An 18,194-nucleotide genomic window follows, 5' to 3' on the forward strand; every position below is an offset into this window, starting at 1 on the left:
ATCCGGATAGTGTGTGAAAAAAATGCAAAAACCCAGATTAAGTGGACCCACACAAATCAATATGGGAGGGGCTTGCCCCCTCCCACAGGTTTGACCAGGTGTTTATCGAACGCTGCTTTCGAAGCGGTTCACGCCGGTCAGTTCCAACACAAGTTCATCACCCACATTCAACGGGCCTACACCCGCCGGAGTGCCAGTGAGGATCACATCACCGGCCTGCAGCGAGAAGCAGCCGGCCATGTGCTGGATCATCGGGATGATCGGGTTGAGCATCTGCGCGCTATTGCCGTCCTGGCGCACTTCGCCGTTGATGGCCAGGCGAATGCCGATATCGGTCACATCCGCAAAGGTACTGCTCACCACAAAGGGGGCAATCACTGCCGCGCCGTCGAAGGATTTGGCGATTTCCCACGGCAGGCCCTTGGCTTTCAGCTCGGCCTGCTTGTCACGCAGGGTCAGATCCAGGGCCGGGGCGAAGCCGGAGATGGCATCCAGCACTTCTTCACGGCTTGGCTTGTTCGACAGTGGCTTGCCGATCAATACCGCGATTTCCGCTTCGTAGTGCACCGAGCCACGCTCGGCAGGGATGGCAAAACCGCCTTCCAGCGGCACTACGCAGCTGCCGGGCTTGATGAACAGCAACGGCTCGGTCGGCACCGGGTTGTCCAGTTCCTTGGCATGTTCGGCGTAGTTACGCCCAATGCACACCACTTTACCCACCGGGAAGTGGATGTTGGTGCCGTCGACATACTTGTGCTGGTAGCTCATGGAACGACTCCTTAAACAGCGAAGATCTTGCCAGGGTTCATGATCCCGTTAGGGTCGAATACCGCTTTCACGGCCTTCATGTATTCGATTTCAACCGGCGAGCGGCTGTAGGTCAGGTAATCGCGCTTGGTCATGCCCACGCCGTGTTCGGCAGAGATCGAGCCGTTGTACTTCTCGACGGTTTCGAACACCCACTTGTTCACCGTGGCGCACTTGGCGAAGAACTCGTCCTTGCTCAGGTTTTCCGGCTTGAGGATGTTCAGGTGCAGGTTGCCGTCGCCGATATGGCCGAACCAGACAATTTCGAAATCGGGGTAGTGTTCGCCGACGATCGCGTCAATTTCCTTCAAGAACGCCGGCACCTTGGAGACGGTGACCGAGATGTCGTTCTTGTACGGCGTCCAGTGGGAAATGGTCTCGGAGATGTATTCGCGCAGCTTCCACAGGTTGTGCAGTTGGGTTTCGCTCTGGCTCATCACGCCGTCCAGCACCCAGCCCTGCTCGACGCAGTGTTCGAAGGTTTCCAGGGCGTGGTTGGCGACTTCTTCGGTGGTGGCTTCGAATTCCAGCAGCGCGTAGAACGGGCACTCGGTTTCGAACGGCGCCGGCACGTCGCCACGGCCCATGACCTTGGCCAGGGCTTTGTCGGAGAAAAATTCGAACGCGGTCAGGTCCAGCTTGTTCTGGAACGCGTGCAGCACCGGCATGATCGAGTCGAAATCAGTAGTGCCGAGCACCATGGCGGTGAGGTTCTTCGGCGCCCGGTCCAGGCGCATGGTGGCTTCGACTACAAAGCCCAGGGTGCCTTCCGCACCGATAAACAGCTGGCGCATGTCGTAGCCGGTGGCGTTCTTGATCAGGTCGCGGTTCAGTTCCAGCACGTCGCCCTTGCCGGTGACGACTTTCATGCCGGCCACCCAGTTACGGGTCATGCCGTAGCGAATCACCTTGATCCCGCCGGCATTGGTGCCGATATTGCCGCCAATCTGGCTCGAACCGGACGAGGCGAAGTCCACCGGGTAGTACAGGCCTTTTTCTTCGGCGACGTTCTGCAATTGCTTGGTGACCACGCCCGGCTGGCACACGGCAGTGCGGTCGGTGAGGTTCACGTCGAGAATCTGGTTCATATAGTCGAACGACACAACCACTTCGCCATTGGCCGCCACGGCCGCTGCCGACAGGCCGGTACGACCACCGGACGGCACCAGCGCCACCTTGTGTTCATTGGCCCAGCGCACAATGGCCTGAACCTGCTCGATGGTCTTGGGGAAGACGATGGCGGTGGGCGCAGGTGCGAAGTGCTTGGTCCAATCCTTGCCGTAAGCCTCCAGGGAGTCGGCGTCGGTCAGCACTTTGCCGGGCTCAACCAGGGTCTTTAGCTCATCAATCAGGGCAGGATGGGTCATCGACAGAACTCTCGAACAATTCATGGTCATCCTGAGAACGCTTCACGTCGCAGGAATGGGTGTTTAGCGGGGCACGTATGCTAGCATACCGCCCCCGCAGGACAGAGCCCAAGGGCGTTTCTGCGGTGACGGCTTTCCTGCCGTCCGGGTCAGCTTAAGTGATCCGACTCCCTGCCATTTTTCTCCGGGATACAGGTTTACGCAGATGAGCAAGACTTCTCTCGATAAGAGCAAGATCAAGTTCCTTCTTCTGGAAGGCGTCCACCCATCGGCTGTCGACGTTCTGAAAGCCGCCGGGTACACCAGCATTGAGTACATCACCAGTTCTCTGCCGGAAGCCCAGCTCAAGGAAAAGATCGCCGACGCGCACTTCATCGGCATTCGCTCCCGCACTCAGCTGACCGAGGAGATCTTCGATCACGCCAAGAAACTCGTGGCAGTTGGCTGTTTCTGCATCGGCACCAACCAGGTCGACCTCAACGCGGCGCGCGAGCGCGGCATCGCCGTGTTCAACGCTCCGTACTCCAACACCCGTTCCGTCGCGGAGCTGGTGCTGGCCGAGGCCATTCTGCTGCTGCGCGGCATCCCAGAGAAAAACGCTTCCTGCCACCGTGGCGGCTGGATCAAAAGTGCGGCCAACTCCTTCGAAATCCGGGGCAAGAAGCTGGGTATCGTCGGTTACGGCTCGATCGGCACTCAGCTGTCGGTACTGGCTGAAGGCCTTGGCATGCAGGTGTTCTTCTACGACACGCTGACCAAGCTGCCATTGGGCAACGCGACCCAGGTGTCGAGCCTGACCGAGCTGCTGGGCATGTCCGATATCGTGACGCTGCACGTTCCGGAAACCGCTGAGACCCAGTGGATGATCGGCGAGAAGGAAATCCGCGCCATCAAGAAAGGCGGCATCCTGATCAACGCTGCACGCGGCACCGTGGTCGAGCTGGACGCCCTGGCCGACGCGATCAAGGACAAGCACCTGATCGGCGCCGCCATCGACGTGTTCCCGGTGGAGCCACGCTCCAACGACGATATCTTCGAAAGCCCGCTGCGTGGCCTGGACAACGTGATCCTGACCCCGCACATCGGCGGTTCCACCGCTGAAGCCCAGGCCAACATCGGCCTGGAAGTCTCGGAAAAACTGGTCAAGTACAGCGACAACGGTACGTCGGTGTCGTCCGTAAACTTCCCGGAAGTGGCCCTGCCGGCTCACCCTGGCAAGCACCGTCTGCTGCACATCCACCAGAACATCCCTGGCGTGATGATGGAGATCAACAAGGTCTTCGCGGAAAACGGCATCAACATCTCCGGTCAATTCCTGCAGACCAACGAGAAAGTCGGCTACGTGGTCATCGACGTCGACGCCGAGTACTCGGACCTGGCGCAAGAGAAGCTACAGCACATCAACGGCACCATCCGTAGCCGCGTGTTGTTCTAACGCTTTAAACGCTGCACAAAAAATGGGAGACCCACAGGGGTCTCCCATTTTTTTGTCTGAACAAATCTTACTTGACGTTAACCGTGATGACTTTCGAGGCTACAGTGGGTTCAAACTGGCGGTGAACGTTGTCGCCAGCCACCAATTGCAGGGTGTGCTTGCCTGGGGTCAGGGTCAGCTCGGTTTCGGTTTGCGCCTTGCCGAAGTGGATCGAGGTGGCGGTGGCCGGAATGGCTTCGTCAGCTTTCAGCGACTTCACGTCCTGGTCTACCAGCAAGTGGTGATGACCGGCGTTGGGCACTTGCTTGTCGATCGGCTCCAGGTCCAGGCCCTTGACGCCGAATTTGACGGTGAAGGTCTTGTCGACAGTGGCACCATCTTTGGGCGAGACGATAAACACCTCGGCACCTTTGGGCGCGGGGGTACGAGGCACATCGGCGGCATTGGCCAACATCGAGGCACCCAGCAACAGGCTGGCAATCGTTGCACGGGACAAAAGGGCTTTCATTCGCTTCTCCAGTTTTTCTGTGAAATCTGTAGGGTTATGACAACTTCGCGACAAATTGCTGTCCAAGGCACTCACCACCATAGCAAAGCGATGCTGAACGGCGCCTCGCACATTCGAATTCTTTAGGAGTGACCATGCGCTTTTCGCCTGGCCTGTTACTTTTGCTTCCCCTTCTGAGCCCTTTGGCGCATGCCGAACTGATCGACGACGTGAATGATCGCGGCGAACTGCGCATCGCCCTTGAAGCCGACACCCCACCCTATAACTTCAAGGAAGGCGACAAACTCACCGGCTTCGAAGTCGAGCTGGGAGAACTGCTGGCGAAGGAAATGGACGTGCGCTCCTCGTTCATCACCACCGATGACGCCGACCTGCTGCCGGGGGTCGCCACCGGCAAGTACGACGTGGCCATCAACCATATCGCTATGACTGCCGAGCTTAAGGATCAGTTCGATTTCAGCGAGGCTTATAGCGAGAAGCCTGAGCTGGCAATCCCGTTCCAGAAGGGCAACCCGGCATTCAAGACGAGTTTGGACGGCGCATTGAAGCGGGTGAAGGACGACGGCCGGTTGAAGGCGCTGTCGCAGAAGTGGTTCGAGGGCGATGCCCCTACAGTAGCGCCAACGCCTGCGCCGCTTCAGGCAACTCCAGCTCACTGAACACCTGCACGCCGTGGCGCTTGAGCAGCGCCGCCGTGACGCCCTCGCCAGTCACCTTCACGCCCGTGAAGGTGCCGTCATAGGTCAGCAGATTGCCGCAGGACGGGCTATTGGCCTTGAGGATGGCGATGCGGATACCGTGGCGCTGCACCAACGCCAGGGCCTGACGGGCGCCATCGAGAAAGGCGGCGCTGAAATCTTCGCCCTCGGCCGTGAGCACTTTGGCGCGGCCTTCCCAGACATCAATGCCTTGCCCGCCGGGAATCTCGGCAGAGGGCCTGGGCGTCGGCAAACCGCCCGACACTTCCGGGCAGATAGCTACCACCCGGCCTTCGGCCTGCCACGCCGCCAGTTGATCAAACGGCCCGCTGGCTCCACCGTCGTAACGTACCTTGTGGCCGAGCAGGCAGCGGCTGATCAGAATCTTTTGCATGGTTAAAACGGCTCGTTGCCCCGCCGGCGAAACCAGCCGGTGAGGGACAGGCGTTCACGCGTGGCGGGCATGACTTCGTGGGGCACTTCGCCCGACAGGAACACCACCAGGCAACCGCCGGTGGGCACCACATCGTATTCGACGCCGCCTTTGAGGTACATGCGCAACTGACCGCCATGCTCGGGCAGCCAGGCGTCGTTCAAGTAGATCACCGCCGAGACCATGCGCCGGTCGTCGTCGCGAAAACGGTCCAGGTGCTTGAGGTAAAACGCTCCTGGCGGGTACATCGCGAAGTGGCTTTCGAAATCTTCCAGGCCCAGGAACAAGCCCCGGTTCATCGCCAGGCGCACGCTGTCCATCACCGCCATGTAGCTGTCGCAGACGGCAGCATCGCCCTCCTCCAGCCACTGGATATGGTCGCCACGAATGCCCTCGCGAATTTCCTGGGACGGTCCGCGCCCCACCGCCGCCGGCGCCAGTTCACCCTCGGCCGCACGTTTACGGCACTCAGCCGCCAGTTCCAGGGTCAGAGCCTGGGGCAGGAAGCCGTTCTGCTGCGACCAACCTTTTTCGGCCAGGTCGTCGACAATGCGTTGCAGCAGGGGGTGATCGAGGGGTATTTGCATGGCGCGCATAGTATCCATACGTCTTCAAATCCGACAGCGCCGTCGAGCGTCTCACAACACTTTAGTCAGGTGACTGATAGGACTTCTCGACAAATCCTACGCCCGACACGGACAATAGTGGCCGACTGACAGGAGTCCATATGCGTCGTTTGTTTTTTTCCTTGCTGATGTTCTGCGTTTTGCCCGCTTGGGCAGACGGCCATGACCAGTTGTACAAGGTCGCCGGCTGGGCCGAACAACGTGCGCATTTCAATGACGCCCTCAGTGCTGCCCAGCAGCGCTACCGCAACAGCCTGCCGCCAGCGGTTTACCAGGCGTTGGTGGACAACAGCAATAAACGCTTTGCCGCCCAACCCATGGACCAACGCGCCGAGGCGCAGTTGCGCAAGAACCTGGCAGACCCAAAGCCTGCCCTGGCGTTTTTCCAATCACCGCTGGGCCGCAAGATTGTCGTCGCCGAGCTGCTGGCCACCCGCCGCGACCAACTGGCGAAAAACGCCAAGGGCCTGCCGAAAATCGAAGCCGACGCCACGCGCAGCCTGATCATCGGCCACCTGGCCCAGGCGCTCCCCGCCCGCGAGGCTGGTGCAGAAGTCAGCTTGGCGATTGCCGGTGTCGCGGCTGACAGCTTGAGCCAGATGATCCCTGGCCTGCTGGGTGGGGGTCAGGCCCAAGGCATGTTGAATGGCCAGCGTGAGCGGTTGATGCAGCAGATTGGGAATGATCTGAACAATACGCTGCTGTATGTCTATCGGGATTTGTCTGACCCGGAGCTGGAAGAATTCGCGACGTTTGCGGAGTCGCCGCAGGGTAAGGCGTATTACCAGGCGGCGCTGGCAGCGATCCGCGCCGGGCTGGCGGTGGGCCAGAGCACCTCAAGCCTGGCACCTTAACCAATGTGGGAGGGAGCAAGCCCCCTCCCACATTGGGATTGTGTTATTTCAAATGGTCTGTCAAATACCGGAAGTACTCTTCACGAATCTCCGGAATCTCATTCGCCAAGTGATGCCGGCCACGGGGCAGCATCAACACCTCAGGCGCATCAAACTTGCCCCGCAGCACCTGCAAGTTGTGCTGCCAGTCCACCGTCATATCTTCCTCACCCTGCACAATCACCGGCCGCCGGGAGCTGCGCGGTGCGGCTTCGATACGCTTGATCCAGCGTGACAGTGCGCCCACCCAGGCGGTGGGCAGTTGGCGCGGCTGCAGCGGGTCAGCCTCCAGGAACGGCTTGAATTGCGGGTCGTTGGTGTTCTCGCTGAATCGCCGGGCGATGCCTTTGACGAACGGACGCAGCAGGTAATAGCTGAGCTGCGACCACCCCCACGCCCGCGGCCGTACCAACGGCGACAACAGGAAGGTCTTGCCCTGGGCCGGGCTGTCGGCACCGTGGTGAAGCAGGTGATCCACCACTACCGCGCCGCCGGTACTTTGCCCGAACAGGTGCCAGGGTTGCGGCAGTTGCAGCGCTTGGGCCTGGGCGAACAGTGCCTGCACCACGTCTTGGTACACCGCGAAATCATCAATGCTGGCGCGCACCCCGCTGGACAGGCCGTGTCCCGGCAGGTCGCAGGCGATCACCACGAAGCCCTGGTCCAGCGCCCAGTCCACCACGTGGCGATACAGGCCCATATGGTCGTAGAAGCCGTGGAACATAAACATCGTTGCCACCGGTTGTGGCGGCGACCACACCTGCCCCACCACCTCGAACCCGCGCACTTCAAAGCGTCCCAGACGGCTCACAGCCGGCACTTTGCGCGCGGCCAGGTCCAACCCATAAAAACGCTGGTACACCCGCGCTTCGGCGCTGAGCGGTTGCGCATCCACCAGGGGTCGCAAGCTATCGCGCAGATGATCGGGGTCAAAGGTAACGGGCATAAGAGGTTCCAGACTAAACGTACAGCGCAGATGAATATCGAGCTGCGATATTCATCTGTCAGGGCAGGCATGGCAAGCTACGCGACCTTCGAGGATTGATCTGAATGCGACAACCCTACCGCACCACCCTGTTTGCCAGCCTGATCCTGATCATCTGCGCGGGCGTGCTGTGGGCCGCGTATGACTGGTTCCAGGGCCGCTACCTGCGCGCCTTCAGCGAACACACCGCGGTGTTTTCCGGCGATGCACTGCGCCTGCCTGCCGAACTGAGTGGCCCAGGTCCGATCCGCCTGGTGCACTTCTGGGACCCGGCCTGCCCGTGCAACGTTGGCAACCAGCAGCACCTGGGCGAGTTGATCGAGCACTACGCGCCCCAGGGCGTCGAGTTCTACGCCCTGCAAAAACCCGGCAGCCACGGCCGGTTGCCCGACAACCTGCGCAACATGAAAATCCTCACCGCCCTGCCCGGCGCCAGCCAGGTACCGGCCAGCCCAGCCGTAGGCATCTGGGATCGCACAGGAAAGCTCGCGTATTTCGGGCCGTACAGTGAAGGCCTGACGTGCAATGCCAGCAACAGTTTTATCGAACCGATCCTGAAGGCACTCCAAGCAGGCCGTGAAGTGAGTGCCACTCACACCCTGGCAGTGGGCTGCTATTGTTCGTGGCCTGAAGATCGTTAGTCACTCCACTCCCGGTAAGGAAAGTCCATGAAGCGCGTCTTGCGGGTTCTCGCGGTTCTGATAGTGCTGATCGCCCTCGGCGGCGGCTGGTATGTGTACAGCAAGCAGCCCACCCGCCAGGGCACGGTCACGCTGACCGACCTGCAAGGCACGGTCACGGTGCGCTACGACGACCGTGGCGTGCCGCATATCCGTGCCGAGAACGAGACCGACCTGTATCGCGCCCTCGGCTATGTGCACGCCCAGGACCGGTTGTTCCAGATGGAGATCATGCGGCGCCTGTCCCGTGGCGAACTGGCCGAGGTGCTGGGCCCCAAGCTGCTGGAGACCGACAAACTGTTTCGCAGCCTGCGCATCCGTGAGCGAGCCTTGAGCTACGTGGAACAGATGGATCACGAGTCTGCCTCGTGGAAGGCCCTGCAAGCCTATCTGGACGGGATCAATCAGTATCAGGACAGCCACGCAAGCCCGATGGAGTTCGACGTGCTGGGGATCCCCAAGCGCCGGTTCACCGCCGAAGACACCATCAGCGTCGCCGGGTATATGGCCTACAGCTTTGCCGCCGCATTTCGTACCGAACCCTTGCTGACCTACGTCCGCGACCAATTGGGCGGCGAGTACCTGAAAGTCTTCGACCTCGACTGGCAACCCAAAGGCGCGCTCAACCTGGCCGCCAGCGATTGGCAAACACTCGGCGCCATCGCGTCCTTGAGCGAGCAGGCCCTGGCCGACAACGGCCTGCCGCAGTTCGAAGGCAGTAACGCCTGGGCCATCAGCGGCAGCCGCACCAAGAGCGGCAAGCCGTTGCTGGCAGGTGACCCGCATATCCGCTTCTCGGTGCCATCGGTGTGGTATGAGGCGCACCTGTCCGCGCCGGGCTTTGAGCTGTATGGCTATCACAACGCGCTGGTGCCGGTGGCGTTCCTGGGGCACAACCTGGATTTTGGCTGGAGCCTGACCATGTTCCAGAACGACGACGTCGACCTGGTCGCCGAGAAGATCAACCCGGACAATCCCAACCAGGTCTGGTACCACGGCCAATGGGTCGACATGACCAGCAGCGAACAACAGATCGCGGTGAAAGGCCAGGCGCCGGTCACCCTCACCCTGCGCCAGTCGCCCCACGGGCCGATTATCAATGACGTGCTTGGCGAGAGCGCCGGCAAGACGCCCATCGCCCTGTGGTGGGCCTTCCTCGATACCCAGAACCCGATCCTCGACGGCTTTTACCAGCTCAACCGCGCCGACACCCTGGCCAAGGCCCGCGCGGCGGCGGCCAAGGTGTCGGCACCGGGGCTGAATATCGTGTGGGCCAATGCCAAGGGCGATATCGGCTGGTGGGCAGCGGCGCAGTTGCCGATCCGTCCGGCTGGCGTCAACCCTGGGTTCATCCTCGACGGCAGCACCGCCCAGGCCGACAAGCTGGGCTTCTATCCGTTCAGCGCCAACCCCCAGGAAGAAAACCCGGCTCGCGGTTATGTGGTGTCGGCCAATGCCCAGCCGGCATCGCCCACCGGCATGGAGATCCCCGGCTATTACAACCTGGCCGACCGTGGCCAACAGTTGAACGCGCAGTTGAGCGACAAGAGCGTGAAGTGGGATGTGAACAACAGCCAGGCCCTGCAATTGGGCACCACCACTGCCTTTGGCCCGCGCTTGCTGGCGCCGCTGTTGCCGGTGCTGCGTGAGGTGGTCAAGGACCCGGCACAGTTGAAGCTGGTGGAACAACTGGCCAGTTGGAAAGGTGACTACCCGCTCGACTCCACCAGCGCCACGCTGTTCAACCAACTTCTCTACAACCTCGCCGACGCGACCTTTCGCCCAAAACTCGGCGACGCCATGTTCAAGACCCTGCTCACCACACGGGTCGTCGACGCCGCCTTGCCACGCCTGGCCGCTGACCCGACCTCGCCTTGGTGGGACGGCAAGCGCGCCGACACCGTCAAGCTCGCGTGGGATAACAGCCTCGTGCACCTGAAAACCACTTTCGGCGATGACCCAACGCAATGGCAGTGGGGCAAGGCGCATACCCTGACCCACGGCCATCCGCTGGGCTCGCAGAAACCGCTGGACCTGATCGTCAACGTCGGCCCCTTCCCGGCGCCCGGCAGCCACGAAGTGCCGAACAATCAGTCGGCCGCCATCGGCCCGGCGCCGTGGCCGGTGACCTACGGCCCCTCGACCCGCCGCCTGATCGACTTTGCCGATGTGGCCCACGCCTTGACGATCAACCCGGTCGGGCAAAGCGGCGTGCCGTTTGATCGCCACTACAGCGACCAGGCGCAGACATATATCGAAGGCGGCTACGAGCAGGCGCACTTCAGTGATGAAGAAGTCACCGCCAACACCCGTGGCACCCTGAAACTGCTGCCCGCCCGATAGCAGCCGCAAACACGATCAAAACCGTGGGAGGGGGCTTGTCGAGTCGTCGCACCGCCCCGATAGCGATGGCGCCGCAAAGTTGAGCCTGAACTGTTGCGGCGTCACCCCCAACCGGCGGTTGAACACACTGCGCATGTGCTGGGCATCGCGAAAACCGCATTGGTAAGCCACGGTTTTCAGCGGTGCGTGAGTACTTTCAAGCAGCACCCGCGCCGCATCCACCCGCGCCCGCTCGACAAACTCCGCCGGCGTAACCTGCGCTTCACGGGCAAACACCCGAGAGAAATTGCGCGCGCTCATATGCGCGGCCTTGGCCAGGTCGGCGATGGTCAGATCCCCGGTCAAATTCGCCAATACATACAGCTGCACCAACGCTACGGCCGAGGTGGTTTCGGCATGGGGCGTAAGAAACGGGCTGAACTGCGACTGCCCGCCTGAGCGCTGGGTGAACACCACCAGGCGCTTGGCCACGCTCAAGGCCACCTCAGGGCCGTGGTCCTGGGACAGCAGGTACAACGACAAGTCGATGCCCGCCGTGACCCCGGCGGAGGTGTAGAGATTGCCGTCCTGTACGTAAAGGCGGTCGGCTTCGACCTGGGCCGAGGGGCACAGGCGCGCCAGGTCAGCGGCGTCGCCCCAATGGGTGGTGACGGTTTTGCCGTCCAGCAGACCGGCACGGGCCAGCATGAAAGCGCCGTTGCAGATTGAGCCGAAGCGCTGCGCACGGGCGGTAGCGCCGCGTAGCCACTCACTGAACGGCGGCCCGAAATCCTCGAACGGCAACTGCGGGCCGCCGGCAACCAGCAGCAGGTCGTAGGCTTGCAGGGCTTCGCTGTAATGCCTGTGAGCCTGAAGTGACAAGCCATTGGAGGCTGCCATCGTGCCGTGGCCGACACCGATCACTTCCAGTTGGTAATGGTCGTCGGGCGCGAGGAAACGGTTGGCCTCGCAGAACACGTCCATGGGGCCGGTCACGTCCAGGGACTGGACGCCGGGGAAGATCAGGATGGCGACGGTTTTGTGCATGGGCAAACCTTATATCTCGGGCTGACGCAAAACGCTGTGGGGGCTGGCTTGCCTGCGATGCAGACGACTCGGTCCATCAGGTATACCGAGGTGATGCTATCGCAGGCAAGCCAGCTCCCACATTTGATCGCGTACACCCTTGGCACGATGTCGCGCCAGATTGGCCGGGATCGCACCCTCGTCACCCTGGCCGCTTCGTGGGCGCGCGACCAGACTGGATGCTTTCCACAGGAGAGCCACCATGACCACTTCCATCGCCGGCATCAAGATCCCCGACAGCGCCCTGGCCAAGGCCACTACCGAGTATATCCGCGACATCGAATCCGACCTGCTCTACCACCACTCGCGCCGGGTGTTTCTGTTCGGCGCGTTGAGCGGTGAGCGCAAGCAGTTGACCTACAACCCGGAGCTACTTTACGTCGGCGCGATGTTCCACGACCTCGGGCTGGTGGAAGGTCATCGCAGCGATAACGAGCGTTTCGAAGTGGACGGTGCCAATGCGGCCGCCGCCTTTCTAAAGCCTTATGGGCTGAGCGATGACGATATCGAACAGGTGTGGCTGTCCATTGCCCTGCACACCACGCCAGGTGTGCCGCAACATCTGCGCCCTACCGTGGCGCTGGTGACGGCCGGTGTGGAGATGGACGTGCTGGGCATGGATTACGCCGCGTTTACCAGCGTGCAGCGCGAAGCCGTGGTGCATGCGCATCCACGGGGTGAAGGGTTCAAGGAGTGCATCATCTGCGCCTTTGCCGACGGCTTGCGCCATCGCCCGCAGACCACGTTTGGCAACGTGAAGACCGATGTGCTGGTGGATCAGGAGCCGGGGTTCAAGCCGATGAATTTTGTGGAGGTGATTCGCACGTCGCCTTGGGCTTGAAATGCAATCAACTGTGGGAGGGGGCTTGCCCCCGATTGCTGACTGCCAGTCACTGCATCTGTTGACTGATACACCGCTATCGGGGGCAAGCCCCCTCCCACATTTTGTATTACACCAGGCTTTAGACCGGTGCAGGCGCCCGGCGCTTGTCCGGCTGTTTCCAGCCATCTTCTGCCGCTTCTTCGATGGCTTGCTGAATGGCTTTCTTGCGGTGTTCTTCGGCGCGACGGCTGAAGAACCACACCAGGAAGGTCACCAGCGACACCGCCAGTAAGATCAGGCTGGCCACGGCGTTGATCTCGGGTTTAACCCCAAGACGCACGGCCGAGAACACTTCCATCGGCAAGGTCGTCGAGCCCGGGCCCGACACGAAGCTGGCCAATACCAGGTCATCCAGCGACAGCGCAAACGACATCATGCCGCCCGCCGCCAGCGACGGCGCGATCATCGGGATGGTGATCAGGAAGAACACCTTCCACGGCCGCGCGCCTAGGTCCATGGCTGCTTCTTCGATCGACAGGTCCAGCTCACGCAAGCGCGCCGACACCACCACCGCCACATACGCCGCACAGAACGTGGTGTGGGCGATCCAGATGGTGACGATGCCACGTTCCTGGGGCCAACCGATCATCTGCGCCATGGCCACGAACAGCAGCAACAGCGACAGACCCGTGATCACTTCCGGCATCACCAGAGGCGCCGTCACCAGGCCACCGAACAGCGTACGGCCCTTGAACTGGCTGATGCGCGTCAGCACAAACGCCGCCAACGTACCCAACGCCACCGCGGCAACCGCCGTGTAGCAGGCGATTTCCAGGGAGCGGGCCACCGACCCCATCAACTGGGTGTTGTCCAGCAGGCCCACGTACCACTTGATCGACCAACCGCCCCACACCGTCACCAGCTTGGATTCGTTGAACGAGTAGATCACCAGGATCAGCATTGGCAGGTAGATGAACAGCAACCCCGCCACCAGCATGAAGCTTGAGAAACTGACGCGCTTCATATCTTGCCCTCCAATTCTTTGGCTTGGCTGCGGTTAAACAGAATGATCGGCACGATCAGGATCGCCAGCATCACTACCGCCAGGGCAGACGCCACCGGCCAGTCACGGTTGTTGAAGAATTCTTGCCACAACACTTTACCGATCATCAGGGTTTCCGGGCCGCCCAGCAGTTCCGGAATCACGAACTCGCCCACCACCGGGATAAACACCAGCATGCAGCCCGCGATGATGCCGTTCTTGGACAGCGGCACGGTGATTTTCCAGAAGCTGTTGAAGGTGCTCGAACCCAGGTCCGACGCGGCCTCCAGCAGGCTCTGGTCATGCTTCACCAGGTTCGCGTACAGCGGCAGGATCATGAACGGCAGGTACGAATAGACCACGCCGATATACACCGCGATGTTGGTATTGAGGATCTGCAGCGGCTCGTTGATCAGCCCCATGGACATCAGGAAGCCATTGAGCAGCCCGTTGTTGCTGAGGATGCCCATCCACGCATACACGCGGATCAGGATCGCAGTCCAGGTCGGCATCATGATCAGCAGCACCAGCACGGTCTGCATCTCTTTGCGCGCGGTGGCAATGGCGTAGGCCATCGGGTAGCCGATCAGCAGGCACAGCAGCGTGCTGAAAAACGCCATCTTCAGCGAGCCCAGGTACGCGGCGATGTACAACTCGTCGCCCGCCAGCAAGCTGTAGTTGGCCAGGTTCAGCACCACTTGCAGCTTCTGCTCAACGTAGGTGTAGATCTCGGTGTACGGCGGGATCGCTACGTCGGCTTCGGCAAAACTGATTTTCAGCACGATGAAAAACGGCAGGGCGAAAAACAGGAACAGCCACAGGAACGGAATCCCGATGACCACCTGCTTGCCACTGGGGACGAGGCGGTTCAAGCGCCGCTTGAGCTTTTTTGTGTTCATGAGCGAAGTACCACGCCGCTGTCGTCTTCCCACCACACGTACACCTGATCACCCCAGGTGGGCCGCTGGCCACGGCGCTCGGCGTTGGCCACGAAGGACTGCACCAACTTGCCGCTCGGCAGCTCCACGTAGAACACCGAGTGGCCGCCCAGGTAGGCGATGTCGTGCACCTTGCCGCTGGACCAGTTGTGCTCGCAGGTCGGCATTTCGGTGGTCACCAACAGTTTTTCCGGGCGAATCGCGTAGGTCACCGACTTGTCTTCCACCGAGGTGGCGATGCCGTAGCCCACGTAGATGTCGCGGTCCAGGTCCGGGCACTTGAGCACCGCGTGGCCTTCGGCGTCGTCCACCACTTGGGTGTCGAAAATGTTGACGTTGCCGATGAACTCGCACACCAGACGGCTGGTAGGCGTTTCGTAGATGTCGATCGGGCTGCCGATCTGCGCGATCCAGCCCAGGTGCATGATCGCGATGCGTTCGGCCATGGTCATGGCCTCTTCCTGGTCGTGGGTCACCATCACGCAGGTCACGCCGACGCGCTCGATGATTTCGACCAGCTCAAGCTGCATCTGCGAACGCAATTTCTTGTCCAGCGCCCCCATGGGCTCATCGAGCAGCAGCAGTTTCGGGCGCTTGGCCAGGGAACGGGCCAGGGCCACACGCTGACGCTGGCCACCGGACAACTGGTGTGGCTTGCGCTTGGCGTACTGGCTCATCTGCACCAGCTTGAGCATCTCGGCCACGCGGGCGTCGACTTCGGCCTTGGGGATCTTGTCCTGTTGCAGGCCGAAAGCGATGTTCTGTGCCACCGTCATGTGTGGGAACAGGGCGTAGGACTGGAACATCATGTTGATCGGCCGCTCGTAGGGCGGCATGTCGGTGATGTCCACACCGTCGAGGTAGATGCGCCCTTCAGTCGGGCGCTCGAAACCTGCGAGCATGCGCAGCAAGGTGGACTTGCCCGAACCCGAACCGCCGAGCAGGGCGAAGATCTCGCCTTTCTTGATTTCCAGGGACACATCGTCCACGGCAATCGTCTCGTCGAACTTCTTCGTGACCCGGTCGATTTTGACCAGCACCTTCTTCGGTGTCTGGTCCCCTTCGAGGGCTTTCTTATAGGCGCCGGAGGCAACTGCCATTTACGAAACTCCCAGAAAAAAAGAGTGCAGAACGTCCAATACGGACGAACCTTGGATAGGTTGAGCCTTACTTGCCCGTCTTGACCTTGGTCCAGCTACGGGTCATTAAACGTTGCACTTTCGGGGGTAGCTCGAAGTTGACGAATGTCCGATCGAGAACCGCCTGCGGTGGGTAAACCGCTTCGTCGGTGCGTATCGATTGCTTCATCAGTGTGTCCGCCCCTGGGTTAGGGTTGGCGTAACCGACGTAATCACTGACCTGGGCGATGACCTCAGGTTGCAGCAAATAGTTGATGTAGGCGTGGGCCTCTTTGACGTTGGCGGCGTCCTTGGGGATCGCCAGCACGTCAAACCACAGGTTGCCGCCTTCTTTCGGAATTGCGTAGGCGATGTTCACGCCTTTGCCAGCCTCAGCCGCACGGGCCTTGGCCTGGAACACATCACCGGAGAAACCGGCCGCCACGCAGATGTTGCCGTTGGCCAGGTCGGAGATGTATTTGGAGGAATGGAAGTAGGTCACGTAGGGCCGCACTTTGAGCAGCTTTTCTTCGGCCTTTTTGTAGTCGTCCGGGTTGGTGCTGTTGGGATCCAGGCCCATGTAGTTGAGCACCGCCGGCAGCATTTCATCTGCCGAATCCATGAAGGACACACCGCAAGTGGCCAGCTTCTTCATGTTTTCCGGCTCGAACAGCACGGCCCAGGAGTCGATCTTGTCGACGCCCAGCACTTCCTTCACTTTGTCGACGTTGTAACCGATGCCGTTGGTGCCCCACAGGTACGGCACGGCGTACTGGTTGCCTGGGTCGTTCTTTTCCAGGCGCTTGAGCAACGCCGGATCAAGATTTGCGTAATTCGTCAGCAACGACTTGTCGAGTTTCTGGAACGCCCCGGCCTTGATCTGCTTGCCGAGGAAGTGGTTGGACGGCACGACCACGTCGTAGCCCGTACGCCCGGCCAGCAGCTTGCCTTCCAGGGTTTCGTTGGAATCAAACACGTCATACACGGGCTTGATGCCGGTGGCCTTTTCGAAGTTGGCCAGGGTGTCGGTACCGATGTAGTCCGACCAGTTATAAATATGCACCGTCGATGCGGCCTGCACGCTGACAGCCAGCGTGATACCTGCACCCACCAGCATGGCTTTGCGAAATAAAGAAATTGGCAAGTGGAGGTCCTCTTAAATAGTTGGGCCTGAAGTTGTTGCCCGGCAACAAAACCGGCGCGCAACTTACCCTCGATAAACCGATCCGGCAAAACTTTTTGTCATTTAATGTGTGGGAGAGGGGCAAGCCCTCTCCCACAGGTGTTGAGGCTTACTTGCCGGACTTGATTTTGGTCCAGCTGCGCGTCATTTCACGCTGGGTTGCGGCTGGCAAGTCAGCAATGGCGTAGAGCTTGGCTTGCACATCGGCTGGCGGGTAGATGCCCGGGTCGCTGGTGATGTCCTTGTCGACCAATGCCGTGGCCTTCTCGTTACCGTTCGGGAAACGCACGCTGTCGGTGATCGAAGCCATGACTTCCGGCTTGAGCAGGTAGTTCATGAATTTGTAAGCGGCGTCGACGTTTTCGGCATCTTTAGGGATGGCGACCATGTCGAAGAAGCTACCGGCGCCTTCTTTCGGAATGTCATAGGCAACCTTGATCTTGCCACCGGCTTCAGCCGCGCGGGATTTGGCCTGCTGGATGTCACCCGAGTAACCCACGGCTACGCAGATGTTGCCGTTGGCGAGGTCCGAGATGTACTTGGAGGAGTGGAAGTAGCCAATCGATGGGCGGATCTTGAGGAACAGCGCTTCGGCTTGCTTGAGATCGTCTTTCTTCTGGCTGTCGGTCGGCAGGCCCAGGTAATGCAGTGCGATCGGCAGCATTTCGGTTGGCGAATCGAGGAAGCTCACGCCGCAGCTTTTGAGCTTGGCGATGTTCTCAGGCTTGAGCAGCACGTCCCACGAGTCGATCTTGTCCACGCCCAGTGCGGCCTTGACCTTCTCCGGGTTGTAGCCGATGCCGATCGAACCCCACATGTACGGGAAGGCGTGCTTGTTGTCCGGGTCGCTGACCGACACGGCTTTGAGCAGGGACTTGTTCAGGTTGCTGTAGTTGGACAGCTTGGACGTGTCCAGCTCTTGGTAGACACCGGCCTTGATCTGCTTGGCGAGGAAGTTGTTCGACGGTACGACGATGTCGTAGCCGGACTTGCCTGCCAGCAACTTGGCTTCCAGGGTCTCGTTGCTGTCAAAAACGTCGTACACCACTTTGATGCCCGACTCTTTTTCGAAGTTGGCGATGGTGTCCGGTGCAATGTAGTCGGACCAGTTGTAGACGTGCAGCACTTTATCGTCTGCCTGGGCCGCGCCCGCCATTGCGCCCATCAGGGACAAGGCGAGGAGGGTCTTGCCAGCGTTCTTCAAACCTAATGCCTTCATTTGGTGATGCTCCAATTTTTTCTTTTGAGCC

The 18,194-nt window shown here is 60.6% G+C and carries 18 protein-coding genes; 6 read left to right on the forward strand and 12 right to left on the reverse strand.

Annotation, left to right across the window (positions count from 1 at the left end; translation table 11 throughout):
* Window positions 1–102: 102 nt before the first annotated feature.
* Both AB3G88_RS26990 and AB3G88_RS26995 read right to left on the reverse strand, forming a co-directional pair.
* On the reverse strand, window positions 103–768 hold the full coding sequence (locus AB3G88_RS26990) for a fumarylacetoacetate hydrolase family protein (RefSeq protein ID WP_158879177.1): 666 nt from the start codon (window positions 766–768) through the stop codon (window positions 103–105).
* 11 nt (window positions 769–779) lie between these two features.
* Entirely contained in the window at window positions 780–2,174 is a 1,395-nt protein-coding gene (locus tag AB3G88_RS26995) for a D-2-hydroxyglutarate dehydrogenase (RefSeq protein WP_099585895.1), read from the reverse strand.
* 205 nt (window positions 2,175–2,379) lie between these two features.
* On the opposite strand from AB3G88_RS26995, the gene serA reads away from it, so the two are divergent.
* A complete protein-coding gene (gene serA / locus AB3G88_RS27000) occupies window positions 2,380–3,609 on the forward strand; it encodes a phosphoglycerate dehydrogenase (RefSeq protein ID WP_003176761.1) in 1,230 nt (409 codons plus the stop codon).
* 67 nt (window positions 3,610–3,676) lie between these two features.
* On the opposite strand, the gene AB3G88_RS27005 is transcribed toward serA, so the two are convergent.
* Window positions 3,677–4,117, reverse strand: coding sequence for a DUF4399 domain-containing protein (locus AB3G88_RS27005; protein WP_099585896.1), 441 nt, complete (start codon window positions 4,115–4,117; stop codon window positions 3,677–3,679).
* Between the two features lie 134 nt (window positions 4,118–4,251).
* Here AB3G88_RS27005 and AB3G88_RS27010 point away from each other — a divergent pair, with 134 nt between their 5' ends.
* The gene (locus tag AB3G88_RS27010; protein ID WP_480452453.1) at window positions 4,252–4,776 is read left to right on the forward strand and encodes a transporter substrate-binding domain-containing protein; all 525 of its coding nucleotides are present in this window, start codon (window positions 4,252–4,254) and stop codon (window positions 4,774–4,776) included.
* Here AB3G88_RS27010 and AB3G88_RS27015 read toward each other — a convergent pair.
* Both AB3G88_RS27015 and AB3G88_RS27020 read right to left on the reverse strand, forming a co-directional pair.
* Window positions 4,727–5,209, reverse strand: a complete 483-nt coding sequence (locus tag AB3G88_RS27015) for a 2-thiouracil desulfurase family protein (protein WP_158879179.1) — start codon at window positions 5,207–5,209, stop codon at window positions 4,727–4,729. The two genes, AB3G88_RS27010 and AB3G88_RS27015, sit on opposite strands and share 50 nt — an antisense overlap.
* Before the next feature lie 2 nt (window positions 5,210–5,211).
* Window positions 5,212–5,844 (reverse strand): 2OG-Fe(II) oxygenase, encoded by a 633-nt coding sequence (locus AB3G88_RS27020; RefSeq protein WP_099585899.1) that lies wholly within the window; start codon window positions 5,842–5,844, stop codon window positions 5,212–5,214.
* Window positions 5,845–5,975: 131 nt separating this feature from the next.
* Here AB3G88_RS27020 and AB3G88_RS27025 point away from each other — a divergent pair, with 131 nt between their 5' ends.
* Complete coding sequence (locus tag AB3G88_RS27025; RefSeq protein WP_480452456.1) at window positions 5,976–6,728, forward strand: DUF2059 domain-containing protein; 753 nt, start codon at window positions 5,976–5,978, stop codon at window positions 6,726–6,728.
* A gap of 43 nt (window positions 6,729–6,771) precedes the next feature.
* On the opposite strand, the gene bipL is transcribed toward AB3G88_RS27025, so the two are convergent.
* Window positions 6,772–7,713 carry a phospholipase BipL gene (gene bipL / locus AB3G88_RS27030; RefSeq protein ID WP_191958854.1) on the reverse strand — a complete coding sequence of 314 codons (942 nt, stop codon included), beginning with the start codon at window positions 7,711–7,713 and terminating at the stop codon, window positions 6,772–6,774.
* A 104-nt stretch (window positions 7,714–7,817) separates the two neighbouring features.
* Between bipL and AB3G88_RS27035 the strand changes: the two genes are divergently transcribed.
* Window positions 7,818–8,393 (forward strand): DUF6436 domain-containing protein, encoded by a 576-nt coding sequence (locus tag AB3G88_RS27035; RefSeq protein WP_400530283.1) that lies wholly within the window; start codon window positions 7,818–7,820, stop codon window positions 8,391–8,393.
* A 27-nt stretch (window positions 8,394–8,420) separates the two neighbouring features.
* The gene (locus tag AB3G88_RS27040; RefSeq protein ID WP_400530286.1) at window positions 8,421–10,775 is read left to right on the forward strand and encodes a penicillin acylase family protein; all 2,355 of its coding nucleotides are present in this window, start codon (window positions 8,421–8,423) and stop codon (window positions 10,773–10,775) included.
* Between the two features lie 15 nt (window positions 10,776–10,790).
* On the opposite strand, the gene AB3G88_RS27045 is transcribed toward AB3G88_RS27040, so the two are convergent.
* Complete coding sequence (locus AB3G88_RS27045; RefSeq protein WP_191958851.1) at window positions 10,791–11,801, reverse strand: GlxA family transcriptional regulator; 1,011 nt, start codon at window positions 11,799–11,801, stop codon at window positions 10,791–10,793.
* A gap of 241 nt (window positions 11,802–12,042) precedes the next feature.
* On the opposite strand from AB3G88_RS27045, the gene AB3G88_RS27050 reads away from it, so the two are divergent.
* Window positions 12,043–12,681, forward strand: a complete 639-nt coding sequence (locus AB3G88_RS27050; RefSeq protein WP_099585905.1) for an HD domain-containing protein — start codon at window positions 12,043–12,045, stop codon at window positions 12,679–12,681.
* Between the two features lie 121 nt (window positions 12,682–12,802).
* Here AB3G88_RS27050 and AB3G88_RS27055 read toward each other — a convergent pair whose 3' ends face one another.
* The 5 genes from AB3G88_RS27055 to AB3G88_RS27075 all read right to left on the reverse strand — a co-directional run bounded on the left by AB3G88_RS27055 (window position 12,803) and on the right by AB3G88_RS27075 (window position 18,148).
* Window positions 12,803–13,687 carry an ABC transporter permease subunit gene (locus AB3G88_RS27055; RefSeq protein WP_250924979.1) on the reverse strand — a complete coding sequence of 295 codons (885 nt, stop codon included), beginning with the start codon at window positions 13,685–13,687 and terminating at the stop codon, window positions 12,803–12,805.
* Complete coding sequence (locus AB3G88_RS27060) at window positions 13,684–14,604, reverse strand: ABC transporter permease subunit (protein WP_099585907.1); 921 nt, start codon at window positions 14,602–14,604, stop codon at window positions 13,684–13,686. The genes AB3G88_RS27055 and AB3G88_RS27060 overlap by 4 nt, the downstream gene beginning before the upstream one ends.
* Window positions 14,601–15,743 carry an ABC transporter ATP-binding protein gene (locus AB3G88_RS27065; protein ID WP_003195240.1) on the reverse strand — a complete coding sequence of 381 codons (1,143 nt, stop codon included), beginning with the start codon at window positions 15,741–15,743 and terminating at the stop codon, window positions 14,601–14,603. The genes AB3G88_RS27060 and AB3G88_RS27065 overlap by 4 nt, the downstream gene beginning before the upstream one ends.
* Before the next feature lie 67 nt (window positions 15,744–15,810).
* On the reverse strand, window positions 15,811–16,905 hold the full coding sequence (locus AB3G88_RS27070) for a polyamine ABC transporter substrate-binding protein (protein WP_099585908.1): 1,095 nt from the start codon (window positions 16,903–16,905) through the stop codon (window positions 15,811–15,813).
* A 148-nt stretch (window positions 16,906–17,053) separates the two neighbouring features.
* Window positions 17,054–18,148, reverse strand: a complete 1,095-nt coding sequence (locus AB3G88_RS27075; protein WP_099586239.1) for a polyamine ABC transporter substrate-binding protein — start codon at window positions 18,146–18,148, stop codon at window positions 17,054–17,056.
* Between the last annotated feature and the right edge of the window lie 46 nt (window positions 18,149–18,194).

It is taken from the genome of Pseudomonas arvensis (assembly GCF_056688935.1).